The 18,506-nt window shown below is 58.1% G+C and carries 18 protein-coding genes; 15 read left to right on the forward strand and 3 right to left on the reverse strand.

Annotation, left to right across the window (positions count from 1 at the left end; genetic code table 11):
- Positions 1-219: 219 nt before the first annotated feature.
- From J2Z75_RS25250 to J2Z75_RS25260, 3 genes are all read left to right on the forward strand, one after another.
- The gene (locus J2Z75_RS25250) at positions 220-1,368 is read left to right on the forward strand and encodes a site-specific integrase (protein ID WP_209856078.1); all 1,149 of its coding nucleotides are present in this window, start codon (positions 220-222) and stop codon (positions 1,366-1,368) included.
- Between the two features lie 1,367 nt (positions 1,369-2,735).
- Positions 2,736-3,392: an antitoxin Xre/MbcA/ParS-like domain-containing protein gene (locus tag J2Z75_RS25255; protein WP_234937558.1), complete on the forward strand. Its 657-nt coding sequence runs from the start codon at positions 2,736-2,738 to the stop codon at positions 3,390-3,392.
- A 3-nt stretch (positions 3,393-3,395) separates the two neighbouring features.
- Positions 3,396-3,977 carry an RES family NAD+ phosphorylase gene (locus J2Z75_RS25260; RefSeq protein WP_209856081.1) on the forward strand — a complete coding sequence of 194 codons (582 nt, stop codon included), beginning with the start codon at positions 3,396-3,398 and terminating at the stop codon, positions 3,975-3,977.
- Between the two features lie 247 nt (positions 3,978-4,224).
- Here J2Z75_RS25260 and repC read toward each other — a convergent pair whose 3' ends face one another.
- The 3 genes from repC to repA form a co-directional block, all read right to left on the reverse strand.
- The gene (gene repC, locus J2Z75_RS25265) at positions 4,225-5,439 is read right to left on the reverse strand and encodes a plasmid replication protein RepC (protein ID WP_209856083.1); all 1,215 of its coding nucleotides are present in this window, start codon (positions 5,437-5,439) and stop codon (positions 4,225-4,227) included.
- Positions 5,440-5,593: 154 nt separating this feature from the next.
- Positions 5,594-6,592, reverse strand: coding sequence for a plasmid partitioning protein RepB (repB, locus tag J2Z75_RS25270; protein WP_209856087.1), 999 nt, complete (start codon positions 6,590-6,592; stop codon positions 5,594-5,596).
- A 78-nt stretch (positions 6,593-6,670) separates the two neighbouring features.
- Entirely contained in the window at positions 6,671-7,873 is a 1,203-nt protein-coding gene (gene repA / locus J2Z75_RS25275) for a plasmid partitioning protein RepA (protein ID WP_209856090.1), read from the reverse strand.
- 390 nt (positions 7,874-8,263) lie between these two features.
- Between repA and traI the strand changes: the two genes are divergently transcribed.
- From traI to trbI, 12 genes are read left to right on the forward strand one after another with little or no spacing between them, the layout of a single operon-like run.
- Positions 8,264-8,902, forward strand: a complete 639-nt coding sequence (gene traI / locus J2Z75_RS25280; protein WP_209856093.1) for an acyl-homoserine-lactone synthase — start codon at positions 8,264-8,266, stop codon at positions 8,900-8,902.
- Entirely contained in the window at positions 8,899-9,867 is a 969-nt protein-coding gene (trbB, locus tag J2Z75_RS25285) for a P-type conjugative transfer ATPase TrbB (protein ID WP_209856096.1), read from the forward strand. Before traI ends, trbB begins: the two co-directional genes overlap by 4 nt.
- Positions 9,857-10,237: a TrbC/VirB2 family protein gene (locus J2Z75_RS25290; protein ID WP_209856099.1), complete on the forward strand. Its 381-nt coding sequence runs from the start codon at positions 9,857-9,859 to the stop codon at positions 10,235-10,237. Before trbB ends, J2Z75_RS25290 begins: the two co-directional genes overlap by 11 nt.
- Positions 10,230-10,529, forward strand: a complete 300-nt coding sequence (locus J2Z75_RS25295) for a conjugal transfer protein TrbD (protein ID WP_209856102.1) — start codon at positions 10,230-10,232, stop codon at positions 10,527-10,529. The genes J2Z75_RS25290 and J2Z75_RS25295 overlap by 8 nt, the downstream gene beginning before the upstream one ends.
- Before the next feature lie 10 nt (positions 10,530-10,539).
- Positions 10,540-12,993: a conjugal transfer protein TrbE gene (locus tag J2Z75_RS25300; protein WP_209856105.1), complete on the forward strand. Its 2,454-nt coding sequence runs from the start codon at positions 10,540-10,542 to the stop codon at positions 12,991-12,993.
- On the forward strand, positions 12,965-13,765 hold the full coding sequence (gene trbJ, locus J2Z75_RS25305; RefSeq protein WP_209856429.1) for a P-type conjugative transfer protein TrbJ: 801 nt from the start codon (positions 12,965-12,967) through the stop codon (positions 13,763-13,765). The genes J2Z75_RS25300 and trbJ overlap by 29 nt, the downstream gene beginning before the upstream one ends.
- Entirely contained in the window at positions 13,762-13,956 is a 195-nt protein-coding gene (gene trbK / locus J2Z75_RS29740) for an entry exclusion protein TrbK (protein ID WP_209856108.1), read from the forward strand. Before trbJ ends, trbK begins: the two co-directional genes overlap by 4 nt.
- A complete protein-coding gene (trbL, locus tag J2Z75_RS25315) occupies positions 13,950-15,134 on the forward strand; it encodes a P-type conjugative transfer protein TrbL (RefSeq protein ID WP_209856111.1) in 1,185 nt (394 codons plus the stop codon). Before trbK ends, trbL begins: the two co-directional genes overlap by 7 nt.
- An 18-nt stretch (positions 15,135-15,152) precedes the next feature.
- Positions 15,153-15,815, forward strand: a complete 663-nt coding sequence (locus J2Z75_RS25320; protein ID WP_209856113.1) for a conjugal transfer protein TrbF — start codon at positions 15,153-15,155, stop codon at positions 15,813-15,815.
- A gap of 17 nt (positions 15,816-15,832) precedes the next feature.
- Entirely contained in the window at positions 15,833-16,669 is an 837-nt protein-coding gene (gene trbG / locus J2Z75_RS25325) for a P-type conjugative transfer protein TrbG (RefSeq protein ID WP_209856116.1), read from the forward strand.
- Between the two features lie 2 nt (positions 16,670-16,671).
- Entirely contained in the window at positions 16,672-17,106 is a 435-nt protein-coding gene (trbH, locus tag J2Z75_RS25330) for a conjugal transfer protein TrbH (RefSeq protein WP_209856119.1), read from the forward strand.
- Between the two features lie 15 nt (positions 17,107-17,121).
- Positions 17,122-18,432 (forward strand): IncP-type conjugal transfer protein TrbI, encoded by a 1,311-nt coding sequence (gene trbI / locus J2Z75_RS25335; RefSeq protein WP_209856122.1) that lies wholly within the window; start codon positions 17,122-17,124, stop codon positions 18,430-18,432.
- Positions 18,433-18,506: the final 74 nt, after the last annotated feature.

The following is an 18,506-nucleotide window of genomic DNA, read 5'->3' on the forward strand; positions in this document are numbered from 1 at the left end:
TTTCGCGACATCGTAAGCCATTGAAATCATGGTAAATGATTTGCTAAAGGAACTCTATCTGAATATTACGGTTCCTAACATGGTATGATCGAGGGTTGAGGCTATAACCATCGATAAGTACTGGTTATCGATGGTTGTTGATCTGGAGTCGCAAATCAGCAAGAATCGGGGCAAATCGCGGCCCTCAAGGCCGCCGAATACAGCGATTTTGGAGCGTTCGTGGCCAAATCCAAGACATCCCTCACCGCCGTCGAGCGACGGGCCGAAGAACTCGACACCATCGCCGCCGTGCTGCCGATCGAGCGCCGCGACGAACTGGCCGAACTGCTCACCGACCAGGATGTCGAGACGCTGCGCCATCTCGTCAACCAGGGCATGGGCGACAACACACTGCGCGCCCTGACATCGGATCTCACTTACCTCGAAGCCTGGGGGCTGGCCGCCACCGGAAAATCGCTGCCCTGGCCGGCGCCCGAGGCGCTGCTTTTGAAATTCGTTGCGCATCACCTCTGGGACCCGCAACGCCGCGACACCGATCCCGACCACGGCATGCCTGTAGACGTCGACGAGAACCTTCGAAGCCAAGGTTTCCTCAAATCCGTCGGTCCGCACGCGCCCGCAACGGTGCGCCGGCGGCTGGCGAACTGGTCGACACTGACCAAATGGCGCGGTTTTGACGGGGCCTTCGCCTCCCCTGCCCTCAAGTCCGCCATCCGCCTTGCCGTGCGTGCCGTCCCCCGGACGCGGGGTCGCAAAAGCGCCAAGGCGGTCACAGGTGACGTGCTGGCAAAGCTTCTGGCTACCTGTGGGACCGACAGCCTGCGCGATCTGCGTGACCGGGCGGTCCTCATGGTCGCCTTTGCCTCCGGCGGCCGAAGGCGCAGCGAGATCGCCGGACTGCGACGTGAGCAACTGACCGTCGAGCCGCCGATCCCGGTCGAGAATGGCCCTCCCCTCCCCTCACTCGCCATTCATCTCGGTCGTACCAAGACCAGCAGTGGCGAGCAGGACGACGTCGTCTATCTCACAGGTCGGCCGGTGGAGGCGCTGAATGCCTGGATGGCGGTTGCGAAGATCGAGAGCGGGAGCGTGTTTCGGGGGATCGGACGTTGGGGGACGGTTTCGAAGCGGGCGCTCGATCCGCAGTCGGTCAATGCCATTCTCAAGCAGCGGGCGGTGATGGCCGGATTGGACAGCGGGGAGTTTTCGGCGCATGGACTGCGGTCGGGCTATCTGACCGAGGCCGCCAACCGGGGCATTCCCTTGCCCGAGGCTATGGAACAGTCGCGTCATCGTTCCGTGCAGCAAGCATCTGGCTATTACAACAGCGCCACGAGACGAAGCGGCCGCGCTGCTCGGATGCTGTAGGCTGTTCCATCTAAATGTCTGATGATATTAGATTATCTGTCGAAACGCTGCAGCACGGCGAGAATGCTGATATCATCGCGCAGAAGCCTAAAAACAGCGTTTATGAGGCGCCGCCCGATCATCCAAGGCGGATTCCTGATAGAAGGTGGTCTCGCCTTTCGGCGCACCTCCCAGTAGGGACAGAAATTCGTGAGTAAGAGGAGATTATCGCTATCCAACGATCAAGGCACATCGGCAGTCAACTTGCGTTGACGGGAGGCTTGCCACCCGCAATTTCCCGCTCGAATGTCCGCCCAAGCTTTGACCTCAGAGGCTACTGCGCTTACAGGTCCGACGACGCCGGCAATTAAGGAATCTCTATAGCTCACTACCAGGTCACCGTTAGCATGATCGTCGAGGCAAACGACCAGAAGGACGCTGCGATGCGGGCCTACAGCGTGATACATGACGTTACGCCGGATACCTTTGAAGTGAGGGATGGCGATGCGCCGTCACAGCGCGTGTTGCTGTCTGAAGAGGACCAGGACGAGGCCCTTCGGAGAACTCTTCATAGCGCAAAACGGTGATAGATATCACTCCGACCCATCTGTTTCTCTTGGTCCTGGCTCCGCTGAATTGGCCTAGATTGTCTCATTGTGTGGCAGACGAGCGGCACGTGTAATCCTGGCGGGAAACGGGGCTGACGGAGGTCACAAGTGGACGTCTCCCCGCGTTCGCAAGAAATACTGAACTTTAGAGTCCGGGCGATGCTGAGACGCTTGAGATAGGCTCAATCCAGGCGATGCCTGTTCCTCCGGTAACCGTACGCCAATCTATTTCTGATTATTGAGGCTCCTACAATTCCAGGAGCGCGCGCCATGCAACTTTCCCATTTTCTTAAACATCCAGAACGGGTGGTCGCAATTGCCGCGATCGTCACCTGGATCGCCTCGATTCTGCAAGCAATCGCGGTATCATGATCAGCGGGTACCCCGCCTTCTTGTACGGATGTTATTAGAACGACAATTCAAAAAAGACCTCGCAATCGCATGGTCAATATTGGCTCCACGCGCGGCAAGAGAGCTGCCCTTTCTGAGGCAGTTGTTGTGTCCTCCCCTCCCCTCCCCCGCATCCGAAGACAGCGAACCCTGATCGAGCCTACGCATCCGGAATGCTGTCGTGTAGCGACGCATAGCGCAAGCAAGCCGCTAGATCACATACGCGGCGGGTGCCTATATCCGAACTTCCCTTGCCCGTCGGCCGGTCGGAGGCCCCTCTGCGCGCAACGTCCTTAAGCGTCCAGCTATCGGGTGTCGTGCGGTGAAGAGTGAAAACAGCGTGCGAGCAGTATAAGAACGAGACCGTTCAATCTGGACATTGCCGCCGCATTGGCTGACATACTCAAGGTCCTCGCTCGTCACAATCCCGGTCTGTCCAAGACAGCTCTGATGGCGACAGGAAAGGTCGTGGTCGCTATCTCGGCCGCCACCGCGCAACTGACAACCGAGCAGCAACAGAATATCGTATCGCGCGAGGACAAGCTGGCGGAGGCACTTGGAGCAGTCGTTGCAGATCTTGCAGCCCGGGATACGCCCCCGCTAGCTGTTCTGACGGTAGAACGGCCGGTGGAGGTGAGCAAGGGGCCAGGGCTCGGTAAACTGCTTGAATTGGATGAAGGGCGGCGGCGGCTTTCAACCTATTCCACGCCGGCCCGGATCGAAGATTGGGCGGGTGCCGTTGCCGGTCCCGCCGAGATAGAGAAGGCCTTCGGCACGAAACGGTCAACCTTGCACCACTGGCAGAAGCGGGGCGCGGTCATTGGACTCTTGAAAGGGGAACGCAAGCATGTATTCCCACTGGCACAATTCGTGGATGGCCGCCCGGTGAAGGGAATGTCGGATGTGAACCGGATCATCGGCAACCCGCGCACAGCCTGGCAATGGCTCACTCAGCCAAAACCAAGCATTGGCGGGGCTCCAATTGATCGGCTCAAGGCTGGTAAGATTGGCGAGGTTATCGCCGCCGCCGAGCAGGACTTTGGATGAAACGTGAAGCTTGATCCACAGATCGTCTCCGACCTGGCGCTCAGGTTCCAGCCCCAAACCTATCTTCGCGTGATGCCCGTGGCTCATATGGCGACCCCACTTGTAATGGGTTTCGGGCAAACGCGGTTTTCCAGCCCAGGCAGGCTATTTCAGCTCATTTATAGCGCGCGAGCTGTGGCAACAGCAATTGCTGAAACCATTATCAGGGACCGTTTCGAGGGCGCGACCGAACGGGTGCTGGATGAAAGCGAGATCGAGGAATGGGCAATTTCCGAGGTAACGGCTTTGGCACCTCTGCTGGTCATCGACTTGCGCACGACCGGGTTGCTAAGACTGGGTGTGAGTACTGATGCTGCCCGTTCCAAGGAACATCGAGAAGGCCAGAAGTTGAGCAAAACTCTCTACTGCTCTTTCGCTGTCGACGGCCTACTCTATTCGCCGAGACTGACATCAGCTGAATGCGTCGCTGTTTACGACCGCGCCGTCTCAATCAAGCTTGAGGCAACACCCGCAGTGCACCTTATCCGGCATCCCGACCTCATTCCAGCGCTGAAGTCCATCGGTGTCAGCATCCGGAAAGCGTAGACAACGCTTGCTCTATCAGTATCTCATTTACGCTTGGATCACCCGCGTTTCCTAGGCATACGCACAGGGGTCGTACCGACCATCGTTCGACCGGCCACCGATGGCATAAAATTTCGTTCGCGAGTACCGATCGGTGATCGACGCGATCTCAAATCGCGCCGATCGCTGAAAACTGCGATAAAGGCGCAGGGAGATCATTTGACGTTGAACCGGCATTCGACCTCCGTTTCCCCTGGCTGCAGCCTTCTCAGCCCGTTTTCTGCTCAACTCCGCCATTGGCTCGAACCAGCGCCATCAGCATCGGCCCGAGTGAAAACTCTCCCTTCTCGGCTCGCCTCGTCAGATCCCGCAAGTACCCTCCGGCGGAATTGATGTGCCCTCCCCGCTCCAGAATGCAGGCCATCGCTGCGGCCGCCATTTCAGGGCCCAAGGTGTCACAGGCATCCTGATACGCCGACGGGCTTACCCCGAGCATTGATCGGACCGTAATCGCCGCTGACATCAACTCGCGCCAACTGCCGATGGCCCCGTTAGGTCCATACATAGTCACTTCCGGGCAGGCCCTCAGCACTAGACCAAGTGGAAACGCCTTGATCGGCTCATTCGACTGCCTGATGGCTTGGCTGGATTTTCCGCCATGCTCTTTTCGAGAGCTAGGTTCAGATTCATTGATGGATTCGGTATTTGAATTTTGTATGTGCTGACGCTCTACGTCATCATTGGTGTCGGATTTTTCTGAAATTAACTGGTTTTCCAGCGCGTTGAGTGTTTCCTCCAGCAACATCGACAATTCATCGAGAATGCCGCTCAGAGCGTCAGCGGTTCGCGCCTTCGAGATTTGAGACACAACTCCAACATAATGGGCTTCAATCTTCCCCCAGTCGCCTGATGCGCCCTCTTCCATTGCAGCGGTGAGTATCTTGCGGATATCGCGCCGGCACAGCGAGATCTTCTCCTTGATGACTTTCAAGTGTTGCCGATCCGCAGCCGCCTGCTGAGCCAAGCGAGCCAGTTCCTCTGACCGGGCCAAGAGGGGCGCCAGGCTGAACCCAAAGGCATCTTGAAGGTCGCCTGCGCGATCCTTCCGGGCGTATCTCTTGCCGTTCGGACTATCCTTGCGATGGATCATGCCGGCATTCACGAGAACCGCCAGGTTTTCGCGAAGCGTCGTCCCCGCGATCCCATTGGCCCGCGTCGCGAGCTGCGCATTCGATGGAAAAACCACAAGCTTCTTTCCGTCAACAAGATTGGTCTCTGGATAAAAGGACAGAAGCGCGTTGAGGACTGACAAGGCGCGGTCCCTCAACCCCAGGTCTGCACGCGCGTCACAGACGTCGCGATAGACCTTCCACTTATCAACTGATTTGCCTGGCTTGATTTCGGCCGATTCGATTTGGCCTTTTATCAAGGCAAGCGACATCGGCCGCCGCCCAAAGGGCGTCGTCACACTTCCCGTCTGCATTTTTCTTCACCTTTCAGAAGGCAAAAGAAGTCCGCTCGCTCAAAAGACGCCAAAGACTCTTGACTGTGATTCGGGGAAATGCGATTCTCATGTTGCTACACGATGAGGAAGGCTTCCACGACGGCGACGTTTGGGGGCCTTTTTCTTTTGCGGTTCAGTCTCCTGTTCGCTGGGTTTCATTTCGTTGGAAGTCCTCGTAGAGATCTTCCAACCGTTCAGATAAAAAGGCACCGAAGCGCGACGCGTCCTTCGACTTGAGAGACAGCGTAAAAGCCCGGCCCCCATCCTTGGTCGAAACCACCACGGCCTTTTCCGCTAGACCCCAGGATTTCTCCAAAGGTTTGCTAGACTTTGATTTGGGTCTTTTGAACTGCTTCAAATGCGCAAGGAGCGCGTTGAAGCGTCCTTCAGCTGCAATCCCTTTGAATGTATCGCTGGCGACATACTCGATCGCCCAATTGGCGCGGGCAGGATCCGTGACCAGTTTTTTGACATCTTCCCACCGATCACGACCGACGCCTTTTGCCGAGCCCACTGCGTCCAAAATGGCTTCGGGAACGGTGTCTGCAACGGACAACATGCGCGACAACAGGGTATCGTCGATCGTCAATGCAGTCTTGATGGTGTCTTTTTTCATACCGCTATTGCCGAGCTTTCTGGCAAACAGCGATTTCTCAATAAACGAGAGATTGGCGCGGGCGGTGTTTTCCTGTCCCTGCGCGATGACATGAGCAATGTCTTCAAGCGGTTTGACGACTGCGCGGACCTTGATGCCGAGCTCTTTCGCTGCACGAGCCCGTCGATGGCCGTACACGATCATGTATCGGTTCGGCTCATCCGGGTGAGGGCGGACCAGGATAGGTGATGACTGACCTGCCTGCCTGATCGCTTCCATCAGGCCTGCGAACTCTTCCTCGTTGTCGCTGATCCTGTCGGCAAAGGCCGAGGCGTCGAGCATGTCAGGATCCAACTTGACGATCGTCTCTCCCTCGAGAACGCGCATCGAGTTCTCTGCCATCTCATCGAGAGATTGCATCATAGAACGCGAAGCACCGCGCCTGGCATAGTCGGCCCGTGCTTCCGAGGGGCTACCATCGATCGTTTTTTGGGTCGGCGAAGAGCTAACGCTCGTCAGCAAATGCTTCCTAGCCATTATCACCTCTCAACTTCGGCTCATCATCCTGATTTCTATGTGAAAATTGCCATTCTGCACGGCTGTCAAGAAAACCGATCATTTTCGCCCCCACGCTTTATGCACAAGAGCGGTGATTTCCTTGTTCACGCCGTTCAAACACTCCATCGCACGATCGTAGGTTGACCGGGTGAATTGGCTCCGCTCTACTTCGTAGAGGGTTTGCTTGGTGATGCCGGCGTCGGAAACTGCCGTCGACTTCACCATCTGGTTCTGAAGCATCCGTTTGTTAAACATGGCCTGCATAAACCCGACCATTTGCGCTTGCGGGCCATCGGTTGGCTCATAGCGCGTAACGAGGTAGCGGAACCACTTGAGGCGAACAATCGCCCCAGCGCTTTTGATGGACTGCAGAATCCCGCCGAGCATCAGCAGAAACTGGCTCATCGACATGATATCGAGCATCTGCGGGTGGACAGTGATCAGTACCGAGGTCGATGCGGTCAACGCGGTAAGGGTGAGATACCCCAGTTGTGGCGGACAATCGATCACCACGATATCGTAGCGGTCATCAACCTCCCTGAGAGCCATCGAGATGCGGGTGAAAAACATCCGGCCTTCAGGCGAACTTTTGTCCGAGGCAGCGAGCGGCGTCTCATACTCATATTCCTGGAGCTCAAGGTTGGCTGGAATAATGTCCAGGCCAGGGAAATTCGTGGGCTGAATAACCTCCTTGATCGACTTGCGCTGATCGTCATAGCGCAACGCCTCGAAGAGGGAGGGGTTCTTGTCAAGCTCCGGCTGTATCCCATGCAAGGCTGTTAGTGACGCCTGGGGATCGAGGTCGATGGCGAGTACGCGATGGCCTGTCAGCGCAAGATACTGCGCAAGATGCGCCGCCGTTGTCGTCTTGCCGCTACCACCCTTGAAATTCACAACGGATATGACCTGCAGCGCTTCACCCGGTCGACGGTGAGGGACATAGCGCTTAAAATCGGATCTGCCATGCTTGTCGAGAAACTGCCTCAGTTCCAGCATTTGCTCCGCGGTGTAGGAGCGTCGGCCCGACCCCGTCACCTCAGGCACAGGGCCCTTGCCTTCGAGGTGGAGCTTCTTAATGTGATTTTGTGATACACCGATGTAGTCGGCGACTTCCACCGAGGAAAAAAGGCGTAGGCCCTTCTCCGCGTTGGGCGGATATTGCTCAAGGCGGAGCATGTTGAGCTTGTCGGAAATGAGCTCGCCCTGCTCAAGGATCTCCTCGTCGAAGTCCTTGTCATCGCTGATGTTCACGTTCGCCATCACGTTCAATTTCGCTGCCACCTTAAGAATAACGCTTTTCCGAGGCACTTCACCTCTAAAGCGTGATTACTATGGGCGATTCTCTCGACCCGGCAAGGGCTTTTTGGTTAACGGTCGGTTAGCAACTTCAGGCAATCGATCGACGGGCGCCCTTACGAATTCACATATTATTCTGTCTTTTCAAATAGATGAAGAGCGTGAACGCTTGACTTTCCACTGCACTTTCACTCCCAAATTTGGGAGCCCTCTCCACATGAATCATCGTCGAGGCTCCCCGAGCGAGATGGGGAAACCGCTGTGAACCCCGAATCGCAGTCCTAAATTTGGGACTATTCCTCGTTCGCACCGGCATGCAGTTCTGCTTCACCTGACACCAAGTGGAGTTGCCACATGAAGGTCATTGCCCTTAGCAAAGCTTTGTCCTGCGAAGACGTTTTGCTGCTGAACGACATGCACAGGCTCCGGTCGGAGATTTTCGGATCCCGCCTTTCCTGGAATGTCACGGTGCGAGATGGTCGTGAATATGACGAGTTCGATGATCTTCAACCGACCTACATCCTGACTGTCGCCGGAAGCTCTCGCGTCGTTGGCTGCGCACGGCTGCTCCCGGCAATCGGGCCTACAATGCTGGAGCGGACCTTCCCCCAGCTTCTCGCGTCTGGAACCCTCAACGCTCATCCAGCCATGGTGGAGAGCTCTCGCTTCTGTGTGGACACGACGTTACGCGAGAGGAGAGGGGAGGGGTCACTTCACTACATTACCTTGATGATGTTCGCCGGCATCATCGAGTGGTCCTTGCTCTACGGCTATCGCGAGATCGCGACAGCAACCGACGTCCGATTTGAGCGACTGCTCCTCCGTGCCGGATGGCCCATGTGCCGTCTCGGTAAGCCAAAAATGATCAACGAGACGAACAGCGTCGCCGGCCTCCTGGCGGCCGACCAGGCGAGTTTCGACCGCGTCAGGCCGCCGAGCTATCGCTCCGATTTCCACCTCCAAGGTAAGTGCAGCTTAGGAAAACGCCCATGAGCCAATTACTCTCGCTTCCCCGTCTGATCCGTAAACTTCAGGACGCCCTCGGGGAGAGGTTATGCGTTGCGCTCGATGATCCAACCGTTGTTGAGATTATGCTCAATCCGGATGGCAGGCTCTATATCGAGCGGCTGGGGCACGGTATCGCGCCTGCTGGCGAGATGAGCAGAGGTGCTGCCGAGATCGTCATCGGGAGCGTGGCGCATGTGCTCAATTCCCAGGTCGATGACGTCCGCCCGATCGTCTCTGGAGAAATCCCGATAGGAGGACACCGCTTCGAGGGTCTTCTTCCGCCCATCGTTTCTGCCCCATCCTTCACCATCCGACGCCGGGCCTCCCGGCTTATACCTCTCGATGACTACGTCAGCAGCAACGTGATGACGTCCCATCAAGCCTCAGTCATTCGTAACGCCATCAGTTCCCGGCTCAACATCGTCGTGTCCGGTGGAACCGGTTCGGGAAAGACGACGCTCGCGAACGCGGTGATTGCTCAAATCGTGGAATCAGCTCCAGAAGACCGGCTTGTCATCCTCGAAGACACAGCCGAGATCCAATGCGCTGCAGATAACGCCGTAGCGCTTCGTACCAGCGATACCGTTGATATGGCCAAGCTGCTCAAGAGCACGATGCGGTTGAGACCGGATCGCATCATCGTTGGCGAGGTGCGGGATGGCGCGGCCTTGACCCTCCTGAAAGCGTGGAACACCGGCCATCCCGGCGGGGTGACGACGATTCATTCCAACTCCGCGCGATCAGCGTTGCAGCGCCTCGAGCAGCTGACGGCCGAAGCCAGCCACCAGCCGATGCAAGCAGTCATCGGCGACGCCGTCGATCTCATCATCTCGATCGAGCGAACGGGGAAGGGACGGCGGGTAACCGACATCCTGCATGTCGAGCGATTCAGTGCGGGCCAGTACCAGATCCAATCCTACGCCCAGGAGGCAGAACAAAATGCAGCATGACACGGCACCCAAGATCATTGGCATCTTGCTCCTGTGGATTTTGGCGTCGGTATCACCGGCGTTGGCAAGTTCGGGGGGCGGCCTTCCGTGGGAGGGACCGCTCCAGCAGATCCAGGAATCGATCACCGGACCAGTTGCTGGCTTCATCGCTCTGGCCGCCGTCGCGATTGCCGGCGGGATGTTGATCTTCGGTGGCGAACTCAACGATTTCGCGCGGCGCCTCATGTACGTCGTCCTCGTCGCCGGCATCTTGCTCGGAGCGACACAGATCGTCGGACTGTTTGGTGCAACGGGGGCTTCGATTGGTTCCGTCACAGAACCAACGCCAAATTTTCGTGCCGAGAGGGGAGGGGAGGCGGACCATGGCTGATCCTGTTTCCAATCTGCAGCGAAATCGCATTCACCGGGCGCTGTCGCGACCCAACCTGTTGATGGGCGCCGACCGCGAACTGGTGCTGATCACCGGGCTTGCGGCGATCATCCTGATCTTCGTGGTGCTCACTGTCTATTCGGCGTTGTTTGGCATCGCCGTGTGGATCGTTGTCGTGGCTGCTTTGCGGATGATGGCCAAGGCCGATCCGATGATGCGGCGCATCTACATCCGCCACATCTCCTACAAGCCGACCTATCGGGTGACCTCCACCCCGTGGCGTAGATACTGAGGAGACTTTGATGGTCGCACTTCGCGCCTTCAGGCGATCGGGACCGTCCTTTGCGGATCTGGTTCCATATGCCGGTCTGGTCGACAACGGTATCATCCTGCTGAAGGATGGTTCACTCATGGCTGGGTGGTACTTTGCCGGTCCCGACTCGGAAAGCTCGACGGATATCGAGCGCAACGAGATCTCTCGGCAGATCAACGCCATCCTCTCGCGTCTCGGTTCCGGCTGGATGATCCAGGTCGAAGCGGTGCGGGTCTCGACAGTCGACTACACGTCGGCGGGCGGATCGCACTTCCCCGATGCAGTCACCCGCGCTATCGATCTGGAGCGGCGGATCCACTTCGAGCGGGAGCAGGGCCATTTCGAAAGCCGCCATGCGGTCATTCTCACCTACCGCCCCGCCGAACAACGCCGGTCCAGTCTCAGCAAATACATCTATTCCGACGAGAAGAGCCGGACGCAGTCCTATGCCGATACCGTGCTGTTCACCTTCCGCAACGCGATCCGGGAGGTCGAGCAATATCTGGGCAACACGATCTCCATCCGGCGGATGGCGACACGAGAAATCGAAGAACGGGGCGGCACGAGGATCGCCCGATACGACGAACTGATGCAGTTCATCCGTTTCTGCATCACCGGTGACAACCATCCTGTGCGGCTGCCCGATATCCCGATGTACCTTGACTGGGTCGCCACCGCCGAACTGCAGCATGGCGTGACACCGATCATCGAAAACAAATTCCTCGGAGTCGTTGCCATCGATGGACTACCGGCGGAAAGCTGGCCTGGCATTCTGGGCAGTCTCGATCTTATGCCGATGAGCTATCGCTGGTCGTCCAGGTTCATCTTCCTCGACGCCGAGGAAGCGAAGGCCAGCCTCGAGCGAACGCGCAAGAAGTGGCAGCAGAAGGTGCGGCCATTCTTCGATCAACTTTTCCAGACGCAGAGTCGGTCCGTCGATCAGGATGCAATGACGATGGTGGCCGAAACCGAGGATGCTATCGCTGAGGCATCCTCGCAGCTGGTCGCCTATGGCTACTACACTCCGGTCGTGGTGCTGTTCGACGAGGATAGCGAACGTCTGAAAGAGAAGACCGAGGCAATCCGGCGACTGATCCAGGCGGAAGGTTTCGGCGCACGCATCGAGACGCTTAATGCCACCGACGCCTACCTTGGAAGCCTTCCTGGCAACTGGTACTGCAATGTCCGCGAGCCGCTGATCAACACCCGCAACCTTTCCGATCTGGTTCCGTTGAACTCCGTCTGGTCCGGCAGCCAGAATGCGCCGTGCCCTTTCTATCCGCCAACATCGCCGCCTTTGATGCAGGTCGCGTCCGGATCGACCCCATTTCGACTGAATCTCCATGTCGACGACGTCGGCCACACGCTCGTGTTCGGCCCGACCGGTTCGGGCAAGTCGACCTTACTGGCGCTGATTGCCGCCCAGTTTCGCCGTTATGAAAACGCCCAGATCTTTGCCTTCGACAAGGGACGGTCGATGCTGCCGCTAACGCTTGCGGCAGGCGGCGATCACTACGATGTCGGCGGCGAGGAAGGGGAGGGGGCACCACTTTCTTTCTGCCCCCTGGCCGATCTCACGACCGAGGGAGATCGGGCTTGGGCTTCGGAATGGATCGAGACGCTCGTCGCCCTTCAGGGCGTCACCATTACTCCGGACCAACGCAATGCAATCTCCCGGCAAATCGGCCTGATGGCAAGCGCGCCCGGCCGCTCGATGTCCGATTTCGTCAGTGGCGTGCAGCTTCGCGAGATCAAAGACGCGCTGCATCATTACACAGTCGATGGACCGATGGGCCAGTTACTCGACGCTGAAACGGACGGCCTCGCGCTTGGGTCGTTTCAGACGTTCGAGATGGAGCACCTGATGAACATGGGGGAGCGCAATCTCGTGCCGGTGCTCACCTACCTGTTCCGTCGGATCGAAAAGCGCCTCACCGGCGCCCCAAGCCTGATCATCCTCGACGAGGCCTGGCTGATGCTCGGCCATCCGGTGTTTCGCGATAAGATCAGGGAATGGTTGAAGGTGTTGCGCAAAGCCAATTGCGCCGTACTCCTCGCGACCCAGTCCATCTCCGACGCCGAGCGTTCCGGAATCGTCGACGTGCTGAAGGAAAGCTGCCCGACGAAAATCTGCTTGCCGAACGGCGCCGCACGAGAGCCGGGCACGCGGGAGTTCTACGAGCGGATCGGATTCAATGAGCGGCAGATCGAGATCGTCGCAACCGCCATCCCTAAGCGGGAGTATTACGTCGCATCTCCCGAAGGCCGGCGCCTGTTCGACATGGCACTCGGACCGCTGACGCTCTCGTTCGTCGGAGCAACCGGAAAAGACGATCTCAAGCGCATTCGCACCCTTCAATCCGAATACGGTCCTGAATGGCCCGTCCACTGGCTTCAGACGAGAGGAATTCATGATGCCGCATCCCTTCTCACGCAAGACTAGGCTGCTCACAGCGGCATTGACCGCGACGGCAGCCATGCTACCTGACATTTCCATTGCGGGAGGTGTGACCGGTGAAGCCACGGAATTCACGCAGCTCGCCAACAATGCCGAGTTGATCAATCTCCTGGAAAAGTCCGGCGTTCAGGTCGAAAACCAGCTCACCCAAATCAGTCAACTGGCCGAGCAGATCCAGAACCAGCTGAAAATCTACGACAACATGCTGCAGAACACCGCGCAGCTTCCCAGTCACATTTGGGGTCAGGTTGAGGGCGACCTGAAGCAGTTGCAGAACGTTGTGTCGCAAGGCGAAGGGATCGCCTTCTCCATGGGTAATGCGGACGACGTATTGAGGCAGCGCTTCCAGAGCTTTGCCGACCTGAGATCGAACCTTCCCAACGGCGAAACCTTCTCGTCCGGCTATCAAAGCTGGTCCGACACCAATCGAGATACGATTACCGGCACGTTGAAGGCTGCCAGTCTCACGGCGGATCAGTTTTCGAGCGAGGAATCCACCATGAGTTCGCTCCGATCGATATCCGAGACATCCGACGGCCAGATGAAGGCGTTACAGGTCGGCCATCAGATTGCCGCCCAGCAGGTCGCGCAGATGCAGAAGCTCCGCGGTCTCGTCTCCCAGCAAATGACCATGATGGGAACCTGGTATCAGTCAGAGCAAACCGACAAGGATCTGGCTCAGGCGCGGCGTGAAAAGTTCTTTGCTCCAACCGGGAGGGGCATCCCGGACGGTCAGAAAATGGAGCCACGCTGGTGAGCAAATTCACGATCATTGTCCTGGTCGTAGGAGCCATAGTCACATCGGCCGCAGCACTTGGGTTCCTCGCTGGTGGTGGATACCGTCCATATCTTTCCTCCAACGAGCAGCACCAAAAAACGAAGGATTTTTTTAAACCCGCCCCGAAGCGGGACCTGCGTAGCGGCCAGGAGATGCGTCCGCGATGGTAGGCAAGAAGAACATATTCAGTCACACCTTTATCGCGAGCGGCTTGGTCCTGATTACCTGCTTTCCGGCACTCGCCCAACAAGGCAACGTCCTTACTACGCTGGAGAATCAGGTGGTTACTGCCGCGCGCGGATGGGAGTCCACTGTCGCAGATGCTGCACGGTCGCTGTTCTGGATCCTTGCCGGGATTGAGATCGGCATCGCGGCGGTTTGGCTTGCACTGCAGGCGGCGGCGCTCGACAGCTGGTTTGCCGAGCTCGTGCGGCGGATCATGTTCATTGGCCTGTTCGCCTTCATTCTCGATCAGGGGCCGACATTCGCGAAAGCAATCGTCGACAGCCTATTCCAGCTTGGAGCCGAGGGCGGGTCAGCATCTCCGGCGGCCATCTTTGATGCTGGGATCGAAGTTGCTTCAAAGATGTCCCAACAAGTCCAATTCGGCTTGTTCGAGGATAACTCATTGGCGGTTGCAGCAGTGTTCGCGATGGTCGTTGTCGTCATCGCGTTCTCCCTTGTGGCGGCAATCTTCGTCGCTGTCATGGTCGAGATGTATGTGGGGCTGCTGGCTGGCATGATCATGCTCGGACTTGGCGGTTCATCTTTCACAAAAGACTTTGCCATTCGATATCTCGTCTATGCGTTCTCGGTCGGGATGAAGATGATGTCATTGGTCATGATCTCGCGCATCGGATCGGAGGTGTTAATTGGCTTGGCCGAGGCTCCGACAGCAGAGGATCAACAATTCATAACAAGCCTAGCGATCGCGGGTATCTCCGTGGTTGTCTTCATTATTGCAATGTATGTGCCAAACATTATGCAAGGTGTCGTCCAGGGCGCCTCCGTTAGCGGCGGCATGGAGGCAATCCGCCACGGCGGACAGGCTGCGTCTTTCGCAGCCGGGGTAGGCTTCCTGGCTGCTGGTGGAGCGGCGGCCGGCGTGGCAGCCGCTAGCGCCGCACGCGCGGCCGGCTCTTCGGCTATTGGGTCCGCGTTGAAGGGTGTGACATCCGGCGGCTGGGCAACCGGCACGGCAGCCGGATCCGCAGCCAAGGAAAAGGCGATCGGCTCTCCTGGCGCCTATGCCGGGTCAATCATGGGCCTTGCGAACGCAAAGTTGGATCAGGCCTCCGGTAGCGGCAGCAGGAAAGCGCATTCGCCGCTTCGCGACGACAACAAATGACATATAGGGATTTGACGAATGGCAGTGCGACATCCGCCTGACAATCCGTACCTTGCCGCCCGGCAGGAATGGAACGAACGATACGGCTCCTATGTCAGGGCCGCAGCAGCCTGGCGGATCGTGGGCATGACCAGCCTCACCATGGCGGTCATCGGTTTTTCCTACGCACTTTATCAGAGCTCGCAAGTCAAGCTCGTCCCCTACATCGTGGAGGTCGACAAGCTGGGTACCTCGGTCAGTTCGGGTTTTCCTCAACAGATCGAGTATGCCGACCCGCGCGTCGTGCGTGCCACGCTGGGCAGTTTCGTGACGAGCTTCCGGTCTGTCAGCCCGGATGCCGTGGTGCAGAAGCAATATATCGATCGGACCTATGCGCTGTTGCGCACATCGGATCCCTCGACCGAAAAGGTGAACGCCTGGTTCCGCGGAAACTCGCCGTTCGAGAAGGCAAAAACCGCGACGGTCGCGATCGAGGTCAACAATATCGTCGCCCTGTCTAACCAATCCTATCAGATCGACTGGACCGAGTTCGAGCGCGATCGAAAGGGCAAGGAAACGGCTTTGCGGCGATTCCGCGGGATCGCGACTGTCACACTGACGGCACCGCAGGACGAAAGCGTCATCCGCCTCAATCCAATCGGTCTTTACCTTCGAGACTTCGACTGGACGGCACAGCTTTGAGGAGCCCGAAGCACCACATGAAGAAAACATTCAATTCGGTTTGGGCAAGGGGCCTCGCCCCGTGCGCCCTACTCGCCGCCGCCTTGTCGAGTGGAACGGTCTTCGCGCAAGGCATGACGCCCAATGAAGCCAAGGGCACCGGTATTTCCGGCAAATGGCGCGGCAGCGCCGGCCTTGTGACCAAAGGGGCGGACGGAAAGGTGATCTTTCTGTTTGGAGAAATCCAGCCTTCCGTCGTGTGCTCGCCTTTGCAGGTCTGCGATATCGAGCTGCAGGGTGGTGAGGTCGTCCGCGACGTCCTTGTGGGAGACACGGTTCGATGGAAGGTGGAGCCGGCCACATCGGGCGCCGCGGGCGGCCAGGCGATCCACCTGATCGTGAAGCCGTCCGAACCGGGTCTGGTCACCTCTATGGTAGTGACAACGTCCCGCCGGACCTATCATATTCAGCTGAAATCGCATCCCAGCCAGTATATGGCCCGCGTCGGCTTCGAGTATCCGGAGGATGTTTCGACGAAGCTGGCTGACATCAATGCCCGGCTGGAGGCAAGCACGATACCGGGTGCCGGCGTTCCCGCAGAGGGGTTGAATTTCTCGTATTCGGTCAGTGGTCGCGCATCGTGGCGGCCGACCCGGGTCTATTCCGACGGTCAGAAAACCTACATCCAATTTCCACGCTCGATTTCCGGACAGGATGCGCCGGTACTTTTCGTCGTCTCCGGGGGCCAGAACCGGGTCGTCAACTATCGCATGAAGAACAACATGATGGTGGTCGACTACAATGTGGACCGCGCGGTTCTTGTCTCCGGCGTCGGCTGGCGAAAAGAAAAAATCAGCATTCGCAGGGGAGGGTGATCATGCGAAGGCCGTTCATGATTGCCCTAATCGCGACGGCGCTGTCCGCTTGCCAGACTGGCGCTGACGGCCTGACGACGAGCGCCGCCCCACCCGAGATCACACCTGCTGCATCGAGCGCCATTGCCGGAGACATGGTCAGCCGGTTTGCGGAACAGGTGGGACCCGGAACAGGCACAATTGTTCTGAAGGAAGACGCGTCACCATCAGGGCAGGCGCTGGCAGCAGCTCTCAAGGGCTGGGGTTATGCCGTTGCCACGGATCAAAAGACCGATGACAAAAAGTCGTCGATCGAGCTGGCCTATGTGGTCGACGACTTCGAGGGACAAACCCTCGTACGGCTATCGACACGGAAGGTCGAACTCACGCGGGCTTACAGGACGACAGCGGCCGGCGCCGTGCCTGCCAGTCCATTGTCGGTCATGCAGCGTAACTAGGGGAGGGCGGACACCATGGTGCAATCCTTGCAGCTGGGCGGAGCATCCTCCCAGGACGAGCCACAGCGCAGCATTCGGCGGATCAACCGCCTGCCGATCATCATCGTCATCATCCTCGTCGTCCTCTTCTTCGCGGTGATCATCTACGGGCTGTCGTCACGCGGCCTGTACTTCCGGGGCGGCCCGGGCGTCGATGCCGCGTCGAACACGCCCGCCTCGACCTATGCCGACCAGCTGAAACGCGGCGTCTCCGACGGGATCATCGGCGAGCCTGCGCAAACGCAGGTCTTCCAGCCGGCACCTGTCGTGCAAACGCGCACGGATCGGGACGAGATCCAGCCGACTGTCGCAAGACCGGATCAACGTTTCGAGAGAGAGAGCCGCCTTGAGCCGGAAGAAGAATGGCTGGCTCGCCTCGAGCGCGGACAGAAGGAACAGTATCTGCGGGAGCAGCACCGGCAGCAGATGGCAAGATTGCAGGCGAGGGGCGCCGCGCTGGATTCGCCTCTCACAGTCGACGTCCGAGATGCCGATGCCGGGAGCATCAGTTCCGGCACGCTAGCCACTGCCAATGGGGGACGGGGACCGGCGTCGCGGAGTGCCGTCGATCTTTACTCCGCGGCAATGCAGGCTGGATTCGGGGGACAGAACATGGATCCCAATGGCCAGATGAAGAAAGCCGATTTTTTCAACCAGGACATCAAGGAGCTGGGATATCTTCCCAATAGCGTCGTCCCTCAGCTTTCCCCCTACGAACTGAAGCGCGGATCGATCATACCCGCGACACTGATCACCGGCATCAATTCCGACCTTCCCGGACGCGTCACCGCTCAGGTCAGCCAGCATGTCTTTGACAGTGCCACCGGCCACAGACTGCTTATTCCGCAGGGAGCGAAACTGTTTGGTCGTTACGACTCCGAGGTTTCGTTCGGTCAGTCGCGTGTGTTGGTTGTCTGGACCGACATCATTTTCCCGAACGGGTCGACGCTGCAGATCGGAGGCATGGCCGGAACCGATCCACAAGGCTATGGGGGTTTCGTTGACAAGGTCAATCGGCATTATCTGCGGACCTTCGGGTCAGCGGCTCTTCTGGCCGTCATCGGAACCGGCATCGATATGTCCGTTCCCGAAAGCTCTACGCTGGCGACGCAGGATACGGCGTCTGATGCCGCGCGGCGCAATTTCGCCGAGACATTTGGGCGGGTGGCCGAGCGCACGATCAACAGGAACCTCGATGTTCAGCCCACTCTCGAGATTCGCCCCGGATACAAATTCAATGTGGTCGTCGACCAGGACATCGTTTTCCCGCCCTACAAGGCAGGGTAAAAGGCGGCCCTGGTGGGGTGGCAAAGCCAGATCACAAAAAAGTTAGGTGGGAAAGGAGACAGTATATTAGAAGT

Source organism: Rhizobium herbae (assembly GCF_017873135.1).
In the GTDB taxonomy this organism is placed as follows: Bacteria; Pseudomonadota; Alphaproteobacteria; order Rhizobiales; family Rhizobiaceae; genus Pararhizobium; species Pararhizobium herbae.